Here is an 11,567-nt window from a genome sequence, read left to right as displayed (position 1 = left end):
CCTCCTCAAATATGAGTGCAATATTAGAGGTATTACTTAGTCACCCCTGAAATCCCCGTATGCTGGATTGGTTGGCAGCTACAACAGGAATAGAGCTAGGAAAGCTAGTGCTAGAACAGGTTCTCGATTTGAGTAAGCCTGTTCTAGAGGGATATGTTCAAGATTTTTTTAAGGATTGCCTGAGTAGCGGAATCAGCCGCCTCAATGCCGCAGCACTGAAAACGCTAATGGCAGAAGCAGTTGGCTACTTTATTAAGCGCTTTATTAAAGAGCTTCAGATTAACGACGTTCCCGAAACTAGCATTCAGCATCACTATCACGCAGCGATCAAAAAGTTTGTGCAGGATGAGGCGGTGCGCCCACTTTTGGGAAAAGCCTTTGATAAGGATTGCAAACAAATTGACTACGCACAGCTAGAGAAAATTTGGACAGAGCAGCATCAAGTCTCCGGATGGCAATTTCCTACAGAAGAATTTGATTGGCGCGGTGTCTGCAAAGAATATATCTATGAAGTTAAAGGGATTATCAAGGCGAATGCAGAATTGCGGGAAATTTTGAACTCTGACCTACTCGGAGACATTGCTCGTAATACCGCACAACTTTCACCTGGATTTGATGTTGAAAAATATCGTCACAGTTTGCAGTCTAGCTATGGCTCTCTGAAGCTATACACCCTCGACAGCACCGATCGCGCTGATGCCATCAAGCTCTGGGCAATGTTCATTGAGCAAACGGTACGAGAAGCCTTGCCCCCAACGCGCTATGACCTACCTTTGGATTTGAAACGACAACTGCAAGCCGCAGGACAACTTGAAGCCAATTTATCGCCTAAAGCCCTGGAGCATTATCGTCATGAATACTTTCAGCAACCTGCGCGAAAGATTCTAGAAGCAGTAGCAGACTCTCAGCGGGCGGTGATTTTAGGTGATCCGGGATCGGGTAAGTCAAGTCTGTTGCAATATCTGGCACTGGAATGGGTTGAGGGCAAAAACGAGAAACTTCCGTTACTAATTGAGTTAAGAGAATTTGCTGTCAATCCATCTGCAAACTTTCTCTCGAATTTCTCCATCGCGGTCGAGGTGTAGATTGGCAGTTTGATCAGCAACAGCTTCATCAGCACTTGCTAGAATTTCCCCACATTAGTGATGTTCGACGGGTCTGGACGAGGTATTCGATCGCGCCACTCAATCGACCGTCATCGACGACATCATTCGCTTTTCGCAGCAATATCCCAAAGCCCAGGTTTTGGTCACGTCTCGCATCATTTGGTTACAATCCCCGAGCGCCTCCAGCACAGCGGGGTTCCGACACTTCACCATTCAATCACTTGATACTAACGAAATCCACAAATTTATCGATCGCTGGTATGACCTCTCGATGAGCAGCGATCCCCGATAAAGCGCGACTGAAACAGCGATTGAAGGATGCGATCGCCAATCAAAAGCTATCGCCAACTTAGCAGACAATCCACTGTTGCTAACAATGATGGTAACTCTGAATAAAGAGAAAGAAGAAGGTTTACCTCAAAATAAAGATTGACCTTACAACGAGGGCTTCTAAACTTCTGTTGCACAAGTGGGGATTATGAAGCAAAGCATGATCTAAAAGATCCTCGCTGGGGAGAAGTATCCAGTTGAAATTGATTATCGAGATAAGCAAGCGATGCTTCGGCAAGTTGCCTATTTCATGCAAGCAAGTAGCAGCGGATTAAATGGAAATTTGATTTCAAGAGAGGACTTGGAGAATTGTTTAAAGCTCTACTTTGAAAAACTGACTTTGGAAGCACTAAATGCGCCAAGTATTGCAAAGCTCCTGATTGATCAGCTTTACAGACGAGATTCTGCAATTTGCCACTACGGTTCCGATACCTACGGTTTTGTACATCGTACTTTTTTAGAATATTTCTGTGCTGTCGAAATTGTTCATCGCTTTGAGAAACAATATACCCTCACTTTTGAACAACTGCGAGATGAGGTATTTGGGCAACACTGGCAAGATGAAACCTGGCATGAAGTTTTGAGATTGATTTGTGGAATGATTTCTCCTAAATTTGTAGGTCAATTAGTTGAATTTTTGATGGATATATCTTTAGGAGATGAAGTAGAATTCAATAATTTAAAGAATAAAGATGATGACTTTTGACTTTATATAACCACATTCTTAAATCCGTAGGAGGTGATATTTGTCTAACTTCTACATTTCTCCAAGAGGTTGACAGTTATCAAGAAATTAGACACATCGCGCTGCTATTAATCAGTAAGCTTGAAATATTTCTTTCATCTCTGTTGGCGATGAGCCTTTTGGGTCTTAGTGAACCTGAATTGATATTCTTACATCTTGCACCAGTACATTTAGCCTACGTTTTTAGCTCAGCGAGGTGGACAAAGTGCACCGCAATACCGAGTGAATCGAGCAGGGATCGCGCTCGCTCAACTTGAAGCAGCGCTAAACAAGCTGCGACTTCCGGGAACAAGGCGTCTAATGCAGCAGTTGCAGCGACTTTCCAATCAGGGGTCGCTTTGGCGTGAGTTGCGCGGTAACCCAATGAACCAGCACAAAGCTGAGGAAACACAACATCAACCAGCGATATACGCCCTTGAGCGTCTGCTGAGCAAAGCGATGCAACCCAAAGCGATGTTTGATGGTTTTGAAAAATCCCTCAATGCTCCATCGTCTACGCGCCCCCACCAAGTGATGGTGCTGCCTTTGAGGGGACGAGTCGAGAGGACAAAGCGTTTCTCCAACTGGCCGTCGCGTTTGAGGTAAAGCCAAGAAATCGTCACCGGGAAGTTCAGTCCCTCTAAGCCACCTGTTGCCCTTTTTTCACCAGTTTGCTCACACAGCGACCATCAGCCAGTTTGCGGTCACACCGCACCCCGACAATTACCGAGTAACGGCGCTTTCGCATCGCTTTGAGGAAGGCCACGCTGCCAAAGGCGGTGTCTGCCAGAATGACCACCCGGAAGGCGCTCGTTAACGCAGGGGGCAAGCTACCTATTAAGCGAATCGCCAACTGCACCGCAGTCCGCTGATGTTTGCCACGCCAGACCGAAAACTCCAGGGCACTCGACACTCTCCAACCACCAGATACAGCACCACCAGATGCAATCCTCGCTTGCCTTGCAGCACACGAATCAGCGATGCAAACGCTTTGAACTTGCCGCATTTCTCCAACGTCGTCAGATCCACCACCACCTGCAACCAGGGACGGCGACCTTTGGAGCAGACTGCAACAGTTGCTGCACGATCTGCCGTCGCACCACGCGCACGACTTGGCGGGTGGGCCAGGCATACTCGTTGAGAAATCGGCTCAACGCACTACCCGACTTAATCAAACTGTGTTGCGGCGAGGGTTGCCCTTGAGCTTCTAGGAACAACCCCAGCATCGCTTGCAGGCTGTCTCTTTGGTAGGCACTCGGCATCAGGCTGAGCAGGGTGTAGACTAACGCTTGGGCGTGCCAAGAATGGTTTCCACTGTTCTTGTTGTTTGTGACTTCACGCCCTTTTCTCTCATTGATTGCACCCGCCGAAAAGCCGTTCATCTGTACTGGTGCAAGATGTAAGTATTCCTTGTTAAGGAATGTATTAAGATAGTCCGCCTTATTGCTGATGTAGGACGAGGCGATACAATGGTTTATCATTGGCTTGTGAATACAGCAAAAGAGGCAGTCCTACAAGAAATGTGTTTGGCTGCGATACTCGGACTAGTGGATAATTGGAAAGATCATCCAAGCTTAATTGCATCACTGAGCGAAGTTGCAGTAGAAAACAATTTTTACTCTATGGATGCGGCGGGAAGTTTAGTAGGTTGTGCTGTAGATAGCCCACGTCAACTAGCTTTACAGGCTCTCTCCACTTATTATCCTAACAATCCTAAAGTTCCGGCGCTGCTGCGCGATCGCGCCCTCAATGACCCCGATGAACAACTACGAGAATGGGCACAGGAGCGGTTGCAGAAGATGGAGAGCCAGGGAGGATCAGGCTGATGGACTTGATTTACCTGGACTACAACTGCTTTCAGCAAAGATTTGATGACCCCAACCAGATTCGCATTCAAATTGAAGCATTAGCCTGCCAGGAAATCTTCAATCAGGCAGAAGCTAAAACAGTTCAGTTGATCTGGTCATTCATGCATGAAGACGAAACGTTACTCTGCCCTTTTCCAGAACGACAAGAGTTTGCCCTGAACTTTCCAGCCTTGCCAAATTAGAATTGCCCCAGAAGACGCTATCTATATTCTTGCTCAAGAACTCATCCATAAGGGCAAGTTTTCGGCAAAGGACATTTTGCATGTGGCGTGTGCTAGTCATGCTCAGGCAAACTTTTTCCTCACCTGTGATGATGCCCTAATGCGTCAAGCCAAGAAGCTTACCTTAACCTGTGAAGTCATGAACCCAGTTGATTATATTCGGAGAAAAACCCTATGACAGATTCCACGCCAACTCTGAATGACTCTCAACTTCGAGTCAAAGCTCTTGCCACCCTCAAACAGGAACTCGGCATGGCGGCTACTCTGCGCTTTTTAGCATTGATCAATCAAAACTCGACTGACTATGTAAAAATTTCTCGTCAGATCTATGAAGAACAGCAATTAGACGAGATTTTTTCTAGAGCTAAACAAAACTGGAAAGGTTAGTTTTTCTCCGTCCTAGAATGGACTCTTCAGTGATTTAAGTCAGGACATAGGGTTTAGTTGCGATCGCCCTATTCTTCCAATACTTCCACTAAATCTTCGATCGGAATTTCAAAAGCGCGGGCAATTTTGAGAACGGCAGTATAGTCGATCATTGCCATGCGATCTCGCCGAACATAGCTCACAATCGTTTTGTAATTTACGTCAGAGCGATCGGCTACTTCTTTGAGAGTCCAGCCTCGCTCCTCGGCAAACTCCTTAATCCGCAGCCGAATTAGCCCCATTCCTGTATTGACAAGTCTGCAATTGCATCCTTTAATGGTCGTTAATCAAAAAGCGATCGCACTCAAGTTTTCGAGGCTAGAAGTGCGATCGCTGTACCTTATTACAGGTGACACCATGATAACCCCAAAGTCCGTACCCGATTTACTGCGGGTGCCCGTTCCGATTGCGCCCGATCAGCAGCCCGTCCGCATCTTGCTCTGCGGCGTGTCCAGGAGTGAATCATATCGTTCATCAGCTTCATGTCCGCCGCTTTGCCGAAGCGGGTGAGTGGTCGCCGCCGCTGCCCTCGCCGGTGCAGGGTGAAGTCATTCGCATTTTGGTGCGCTATTGGCGGAGCGCAGACTGATGCATTTCCCGCCCCTCTGTCTCTTTCAGCAAAGGCGAGGGGCGAGTCCAGGTGGCAATCGCCCTTACTGACGCACCGGAATCTGAATCATAAACTCAGTGCCCTGGCCCACTTCTGAGCAGCAGCGCAGCGTACCCTGATGCCGCTCGGTAATAATTTGGTAGCTGATCGAGAGGCCCATGCCCGTCCCCTTGCCGACGGGTTTGGTCGTAAAGAACGGATCGAAGAGGCGCTGTTGGACGGCAGCAGACATGCCGATGCCGTTGTCGGCAATGCGAATTGCAATCGAACTGGGGCTAACCTGTTCGGTCTGGATCGTGATCATCGGCCCACTGGGAGAGTCTATGGGGCGATCGCCCAAGTTGGGCAGCATGTTTGGGTTCCAGCGGCCGAGCGCGTAGGATTCCTCCAGCGCATCGATGGCATTTGCCAGAATGTTCATAAACACCTGATTCAGTTGGCCGGCGTAGCATTCCACCAAAGGTAAGATGCCATAGTGCTTGATGACCTGAATTTCTGGGCGATCGCCCTTGGCCTTCAGGCGATTTTGCAAAATCATCAGCGTGCTGTCGATGCCCTCGTGAATATCCACTGCCTTGCACTCCGCCTCGTCCATGCGAGAAAACGTCCGCAGCGAAGCCACAATCTTCTGAATCCGCTCGGCCCCTACCCGCATCGACGACAGCAGTCTGGGCAAGTCTGCAAGTAAGAAATCCAAATCAACCTGCTGAATCTCTTGCTGAACCGCAGGCACTGGGTTGGGATAGTGCTGCTGATACAGCCGAACCAAGTTCAGCAAATCCTGTGTGTAGGCGTTGGCGTGGGCCAGGTTCCCGTAGATAAAATTCACGGGATTGTTAATTTCATGCGCCACACCGGCCACCAATTGCCCCAAGGATGACATTTTTTCGCTCTGCACCAGTTGCGATTGGGTGCGCTGTAGCTCTCGCAGTGCTTCTTCTAGCTCCTGGGTTCGCTGTCGCAGTTGAGCTTCTGACTGGCGCAGCGCCGCTTCCGATTTTCGCCGCTCGGTGATATCGTGCATCGCCACCACTGCGCCAATCTTGTGCCCGCTTGCGTCAAACAGGGGGTCACCGCTGGCCAGAATGTAGCGCGTTTCCTGGCCCTGAGCGGCGATCGCCATGCCCGCCTGCCGCACCGACTCACCCTGAAATGCCCGCAGCAGCGGAATCCGTTCGGTCGCCAGCGGCGTTACGCCATCTGCTTCGTAGAGGTCATATAGCGTTGCCCACAATTCTGGCGGCACCTCTCGCGGGTCGCAGCCATGCCACTCGCGGGCCGCCCGGTTAAACAACTTTAGCCGCCCCTCGGCATCGCAGGCCACCACGCCATCCGACACATTTTCCACCACCACCTGAGTAAATTCTTGCTCCTGGCGGAGCTGATATACGATTGCCTGGAGTTCTAGCGTGCGTTCCTTCACCACCGACTCCAGCGCCTCTTTGGCCTGTCGCAAGGACTGTTCTGCGCGTTTGCGCTCTCGAATATCAAACACCGTAGACCGACTCATGACATAGTTGCCATCTGCGTCGTAGATAACGCTGCTGGTTAGCAACACCGGAAAGGTCGAACCATCCTTGCAAACCAAATCGAATTCTAGATCCCTGGACTCACCCTCTTGTTTGAACTGAGCAAACCCAGCACGAAACGCCGCCCCGCCCTCTGGCGTGAGCAGTTCTGTGATGTGCATTTTGCCAAGGACTTCTTCTCTGGCGTAGCCCAGCCAGCCCAGTTCGGTGTCATTGATTTGCACAATGATGCCGTTGGGGTCGAGAGAATGGTAGCCACAGGGTGCGTTGTTGTAGAGATCGGCGATCTCGTCGGCGTATTGCTTTAGTGCAGCTTCGGTGTGCTGATGTTGGGTTTCTGCTTGTCTGAGCTGTTCGATCTCGTGTGTCAGCGCAAGATTGGTCTGGGTGAGGGTTTGCAATTCTTGCTCAAGCTGCTGGTTGCGCTGCTGCAAGGTTTCCCATTCCGACTGGCAGGATTGGTTGGGCATACACACAGAGAATATTAATTCAGCAATTAAAATCAGCATCAGTGCTGATTTAAAAATTCCCTGTTTAAGCGAATTTCAAACACGCCTAAGCCAGCTAACCAGCCGGGTCTCCAGATATGCTGCGGAAGATATGCTGCGAAAGATATGCTGCGGATTTTTCCTTCGAGGATTGGCGGGAGATGGGCGGGAGATGGGCAGGCTCAGCCACCTGGCAAGTTGACGATCGCCATCGACACAGCGCGATATTGGCGGGCGATCGCCTCTGGAGTCACGCCCAGCGTCGGCTGGCCAAAGGCATAGGGGGCATAGGGCCGCGTTTCATGCAGCACCACCAGCAGATCGTTTGGGTCGAGAATGTACGACAGGCTGCGAACGATGTCGCCGTGCAGCGGATAGACCGAATCTTTTAGTTCGCTTTTGAGCGAGTCGAGGTGATTGGTGGCGATCGCCTCGTCTGACATGGCCAGCCCCAGCACAAAGGTCGCCTTTAGCCCCGTCGCCAGCCCCTTCACCAGCGCCAGCGCATCGGCAAACTGCGGCGAGGCAAAGTCTTCCGCCGTCACCACCAGCAGCACCCGCTCTACCGTGTTCATCGGCTGCATCAGCCGCGTCACCAAAACGGGAATGCCTGCCCGCCGCACCACATTGTCGATGACGCTGCCAAACAGGTGATCCCGGTAAGTAGAAAACCCCTTCCAGCCGCAGACGATCAGGTTCGCATCCCGCTCCTGCGCCGTCCGCAAAATGCCCCGGTCGATAGCGTCGTCGATGCGTCCGATGGGTTCCACATCGGCCACAGCCGCGTTGGCGAGAGTTTCTGCCGCACCCAGCAGCATCATTTGCTGACTTTTGTCGGCCGCTGTCACCCAGTCTTGTGAATCGGGCAGGACGTGCAGCGGCAGCAGCGTCCCCTCGGTAGAGCGCACCAAAATCAGCGCCAGTTGCAGCAGGTTGGCTTCGGTGTCGGGGTTGGCGACGGGCACCAGCACCCGCAGCGGTACGGTTTTCAGTTCTTTTTGCGAATCGGCGACCAGCGTTGAGGCGGGTTCGGCTGCCATGTCGGAGGCAACGGGGATGCGATCGCCCCAGCGCGAGGTAATCCACGGCGACGCGATGCAGGTCACCAGAATCATCATGATCGTGCCATTCACGGTCGCTGATCCCACGAGTTCGATATTGTAGGCAACGGTGATTGCCGCCAGGGTGGAAGCCGCCTGCGCCACCGACAGCCCAAACATGACCATCATGCTGGGGGGGCTGAGGCGAAACCACTTGGCTGTCATCCAGGCGGGCAGATACTTCGCCACAATTGCCACGCCCACCATCACCGCCGCCACCGCAATCGACTTGGGTTCCTGAAGCAGAATCAGCGGGTTGACCAACATTCCCACCGAAATCAGAAAAAACGGCACAAATAGGCTGTTGCCGATGAACTGAATCCGGTTCATTAGCGGGCTGAACTGGGGGATCAGGGGGGCGATCGCCACGCCCGCCAAAAACGCGCCAATAATTGGCTCAATCTCGATTAGCCGCGCCACGTAGGACACCAGAAACAGCGCCGCCACCACAAAGGTAAATTCGGCCCCTTCGTCGTGTCCAAACCGCTGAAAAAACCAGCGCCCGATGCGCGGCACGCCCCACAGCGTCGCAAAGGTATAGATTGCCAGCGACGGAATCAGAAATAGCCAAAAGCTGAGCGTTAGGTCGCCCTGGTGCGCCTTCACCACCACCGCCAGCACCAGCAGCGCCAGCACGTTGGTAATCAGTGTGCCACCCAGCGTAATCGTGACGGTTTGCGTCCGCATGATGCCCAGCTTGCTGGCAATGGGCAGAGACAGCAGCGTATGTGACGCAAAACAGGACGCAACCAGGATTGCCGCCAAAAACGAATAGCCCAGCAGCAGCATCGCCACCGTGCCCATAATCATGGGAATCAAGAATGTGGCCAGCCCAAAGGAAATGGCTCCCTTGGCGTTCGTTTTCAGGTCATCCAGGCTGGTTTCCAGCCCCGCCATAAACATTAGAAACAGCAGCCCTACGGTTCCCAGCAGAACGATCGTGCTGTCGCGCTCCAAAATGTTCAGCCCGTAGGGCCCCACAATTAGCCCAGCCAAAATCAGCCCTACAATTCCCGGTAGCCGAATCCGCTCAAACACCAGCGGCGACACCAGCATGATGGCGATAATCACCAAAAACACTGCCACCGGGTCGGTAATCGGCCGGAAAATGAACGCCACGAGGGCAGGTTGAAGAACCACAGGCAACCCTTGGATGTGCAAATGTGTCAGCCTCATCCTAGTCTGCCTGTTGGAATTCTTCACCCTCCTCTCAGGAGGAAATTCCCCCCGTTAGCCAGAGCGCCAGCAAGATGCCCAGTTCTACACACAGAAACCCCGCCAGCGGACTGCCCAGCCAAAAGAGCAGTGCTGGGGCGATCGCCTTTCGTCGAAACAGGGCATGGACATCCAGCGCGTAGGTGGAAAAGGTCGTGTAGGAGCCGAAAAACCCAACCATAAACAGGTGATCGAGATTGGGCAGCGCAAAGCGAATGCGAAACAGCCCCGCCGCCACGCCCATCAGCAGCGACCCAGACAGGTTCACCAGCAGCGTCCCCACAGGAAAGTCCAGCCCAAACCGCCGGGTGCAAAATCGGGTGACATAGTAGCGGCTCCATGCGCCCAGCACCGCGCCCAGGGAAATGAGCAGCACGGTTAGCGGTAGCGAATCTGATCCAGCAGACATGATGAGGGAGGGGTAGTTTGGATCAAGCTTTGGGTCAATCTAGGGTGACAGGCGGGGCGATCGCCCTAGCGACCCACACCCCCAGCAGCAGGCTCCCGAACCCCAGCAGGGTACTCGCGCCCCAATATAGCCCGTCGGCCAACAGTTCTCGCCGATAGGCCAGCCGCGCCAGGTCTAGCTCATAGCTGGAGAAGGTGGTGTAGGAGCCGAGAAACCCGGTCGTCAGCATGAGCTGGAGTTCGGGCGCATGACCCAGCACCCGCTGGCTAAACAGCGTCGCCAATAGCCCCATACCAAAACAGCCCGTCAGGTTGACCAGCAGCGTACCCAAGGGCAAGTCAGACCCGCCCCAGTGGGAAATCCAACTGCTGAGAAAGTAGCGGCTGAGGGCACCGAGGATGGCTCCTAGGGCGATCGCCATTGGGGTTCGGAACGCGAGATTTTGCAGCATGGGTTTGCAGAAGGAGAGAGGGGCGATCGCCCTAGCACAGGTTGCTGGATCGAGGCTGCTTGATGAGAAGCAACCAGGAAGCATCATAGGTCTTTTACAGATTTCTATAGATCCTTGCTGCTGACTTTACTGCCCGATTTGCTGTTGGGGCGGGGGCGATCGCCGTTTGAATCCACGGTTTGTGCGACTAGCTCCTCGTCTGGATCTCCTGGATCTCCCAGATTGAACAAAAACGGCACACTCCCGGCATCCTTGCCCATCACCAGCACGCGAGGCATCTGGGCACCCCCCTCTCGCCATGCCTCGATCGCCTCCTTTTGCAGCACCAGTTGCCCGCCTGCACTTTTCAGCGTTTCTGCCAAAAGCCGTTGCGCTTCTGCCTTGCCCTTGGCGCGGTTGATTTCTGCCTGGGCCTCTTGCTGAGCCTGTTGCGCGATGTAGACCGCTCGCTGTGCCTGCTGTTCGGCAATTTGCTTATCTTCCACCGCATGGGCAAATTCATCTGAAAATTTGACATCCACCACGCTGGTATCCAGCAGCAAAATGCCATATTTCTCTAGCCGCTGGCTAAGGGCAATGTCAAAATCCTGCCTCAACTCCTCTCGCTGGGTAATGGACTCTTCGGCCGTGCGGCGGGCGGCGGCAATTTTGAAGGCTTCTTGGGTCTGGGGTGCAATGACTTTGGTGACAATGTTGGCTAATGTGCCCTGTTTGCGGCGAATTTCCACAATTCGCATGGGGTCAAGCCGGAAGTTAATCGCAAAACTGGCGGAAAGATACTGCAAATCCTTGGTAGAACTCTGGGCGGGCACTTCAAACTTTTGCACCGTGACATCGTAAATATCCACTTTAGAGACGAACGGCGGCTTCAGGTGGATGCCCTCCAGCAGCGTGCCGTCCTGGGCCTTGCCGAGAATGCTCAGCACGCCGGCCTGGCCGGGATTAATCACCACGAAGGAATTGAATGCCAAAAAGAGGGTGATCGCCCCCGCCGCCAGCAAGCCCCAGGCTGTATTGGTCGGTGCAGATTTCATCATCTGTCAATGCTCCAAAACTTTCCTATACCTTGTTTCCACTATGCGCCAGGCAG

At 52.6% G+C, this 11,567-nt stretch carries 16 protein-coding genes; 6 read left to right on the top strand and 10 right to left on the bottom strand.

The window, feature by feature from the left end:
• The first annotated feature begins 59 nt into the window (after window positions 1–59).
• Together O77CONTIG1_RS25770 and O77CONTIG1_RS25765 are read left to right on the top strand one after the other, a co-directional pair.
• Entirely contained in the window at window positions 60–1,085 is a 1,026-nt protein-coding gene (locus O77CONTIG1_RS25770) for a hypothetical protein (protein WP_068514641.1), read from the top strand.
• 577 nt (window positions 1,086–1,662) lie between these two features.
• Window positions 1,663–2,142, top strand: a complete 480-nt coding sequence (locus tag O77CONTIG1_RS25765) for an NACHT domain-containing protein (RefSeq protein ID WP_068514635.1) — start codon at window positions 1,663–1,665, stop codon at window positions 2,140–2,142.
• A gap of 336 nt (window positions 2,143–2,478) precedes the next feature.
• On the opposite strand, the gene O77CONTIG1_RS25760 is transcribed toward O77CONTIG1_RS25765, so the two are convergent.
• The 4 genes from O77CONTIG1_RS25760 to O77CONTIG1_RS25745 are packed head-to-tail and all read right to left on the bottom strand — an operon-like array spanning window position 2,479 to window position 3,422.
• A complete protein-coding gene (locus O77CONTIG1_RS25760; protein WP_197673258.1) occupies window positions 2,479–2,772 on the bottom strand; it encodes a transposase in 294 nt (97 codons plus the stop codon).
• A 28-nt stretch (window positions 2,773–2,800) separates the two neighbouring features.
• Window positions 2,801–2,989, bottom strand: a complete 189-nt coding sequence (locus O77CONTIG1_RS25755) for a hypothetical protein (RefSeq protein WP_197673257.1) — start codon at window positions 2,987–2,989, stop codon at window positions 2,801–2,803.
• 8 nt (window positions 2,990–2,997) lie between these two features.
• On the bottom strand, window positions 2,998–3,189 hold the full coding sequence (locus O77CONTIG1_RS25750; RefSeq protein WP_197673256.1) for a hypothetical protein: 192 nt from the start codon (window positions 3,187–3,189) through the stop codon (window positions 2,998–3,000).
• Window positions 3,180–3,422 carry a hypothetical protein gene (locus O77CONTIG1_RS25745; protein ID WP_197673255.1) on the bottom strand — a complete coding sequence of 81 codons (243 nt, stop codon included), beginning with the start codon at window positions 3,420–3,422 and terminating at the stop codon, window positions 3,180–3,182. Before O77CONTIG1_RS25745 ends, O77CONTIG1_RS25750 begins: the two co-directional genes overlap by 10 nt.
• 207 nt (window positions 3,423–3,629) lie before the next feature.
• Here O77CONTIG1_RS25745 and O77CONTIG1_RS24925 point away from each other — a divergent pair, with 207 nt between their 5' ends.
• From O77CONTIG1_RS24925 to O77CONTIG1_RS20610, 3 genes are all read left to right on the top strand, one after another.
• Window positions 3,630–3,986, top strand: a complete 357-nt coding sequence (locus O77CONTIG1_RS24925) for a hypothetical protein (protein WP_156435522.1) — start codon at window positions 3,630–3,632, stop codon at window positions 3,984–3,986.
• On the top strand, window positions 3,986–4,210 hold the full coding sequence (locus O77CONTIG1_RS25740) for a hypothetical protein (RefSeq protein WP_197673254.1): 225 nt from the start codon (window positions 3,986–3,988) through the stop codon (window positions 4,208–4,210). Before O77CONTIG1_RS24925 ends, O77CONTIG1_RS25740 begins: the two co-directional genes overlap by 1 nt.
• A 213-nt stretch (window positions 4,211–4,423) precedes the next feature.
• A complete protein-coding gene (locus tag O77CONTIG1_RS20610) occupies window positions 4,424–4,636 on the top strand; it encodes a hypothetical protein (RefSeq protein WP_068514629.1) in 213 nt (70 codons plus the stop codon).
• Window positions 4,637–4,704: 68 nt separating this feature from the next.
• On the opposite strand, the gene O77CONTIG1_RS20605 is transcribed toward O77CONTIG1_RS20610, so the two are convergent.
• Window positions 4,705–4,917: a helix-turn-helix domain-containing protein gene (locus O77CONTIG1_RS20605; RefSeq protein WP_068514626.1), complete on the bottom strand. Its 213-nt coding sequence runs from the start codon at window positions 4,915–4,917 to the stop codon at window positions 4,705–4,707.
• A 215-nt stretch (window positions 4,918–5,132) separates the two neighbouring features.
• Between O77CONTIG1_RS20605 and O77CONTIG1_RS27250 the strand changes: the two genes are divergently transcribed.
• Window positions 5,133–5,264, top strand: a complete 132-nt coding sequence (locus O77CONTIG1_RS27250; protein WP_286132432.1) for a hypothetical protein — start codon at window positions 5,133–5,135, stop codon at window positions 5,262–5,264.
• A gap of 64 nt (window positions 5,265–5,328) precedes the next feature.
• Here the strand turns inward: O77CONTIG1_RS27250 and O77CONTIG1_RS20595 are convergent, their stop codons facing one another.
• The 5 genes from O77CONTIG1_RS20595 to O77CONTIG1_RS20575 form a co-directional block, all read right to left on the bottom strand.
• Window positions 5,329–7,284: a PAS domain S-box protein gene (locus O77CONTIG1_RS20595; RefSeq protein ID WP_068514620.1), complete on the bottom strand. Its 1,956-nt coding sequence runs from the start codon at window positions 7,282–7,284 to the stop codon at window positions 5,329–5,331.
• A gap of 200 nt (window positions 7,285–7,484) precedes the next feature.
• Window positions 7,485–9,542, bottom strand: a complete 2,058-nt coding sequence (locus O77CONTIG1_RS20590) for a cation:proton antiporter (RefSeq protein WP_286132431.1) — start codon at window positions 9,540–9,542, stop codon at window positions 7,485–7,487.
• 70 nt (window positions 9,543–9,612) lie between these two features.
• A complete protein-coding gene (crcB, locus tag O77CONTIG1_RS20585) occupies window positions 9,613–10,026 on the bottom strand; it encodes a fluoride efflux transporter CrcB (protein ID WP_068514616.1) in 414 nt (137 codons plus the stop codon).
• Between the two features lie 34 nt (window positions 10,027–10,060).
• Entirely contained in the window at window positions 10,061–10,477 is a 417-nt protein-coding gene (crcB, locus tag O77CONTIG1_RS20580) for a fluoride efflux transporter CrcB (RefSeq protein ID WP_068514613.1), read from the bottom strand.
• A 104-nt stretch (window positions 10,478–10,581) separates the two neighbouring features.
• Window positions 10,582–11,514 (bottom strand): prohibitin family protein, encoded by a 933-nt coding sequence (locus O77CONTIG1_RS20575; RefSeq protein ID WP_197673253.1) that lies wholly within the window; start codon window positions 11,512–11,514, stop codon window positions 10,582–10,584.
• Between the last annotated feature and the right edge of the window lie 53 nt (window positions 11,515–11,567).

The organism is Leptolyngbya sp. O-77 (assembly GCF_001548395.1).
Taxonomy (GTDB): domain Bacteria; phylum Cyanobacteriota; class Cyanobacteriia; order Elainellales; family Elainellaceae; genus Thermoleptolyngbya.
Note: the sequence above shows the minus strand (reverse complement) of the source record. Positions and strands in the feature narration are given on the sequence as shown.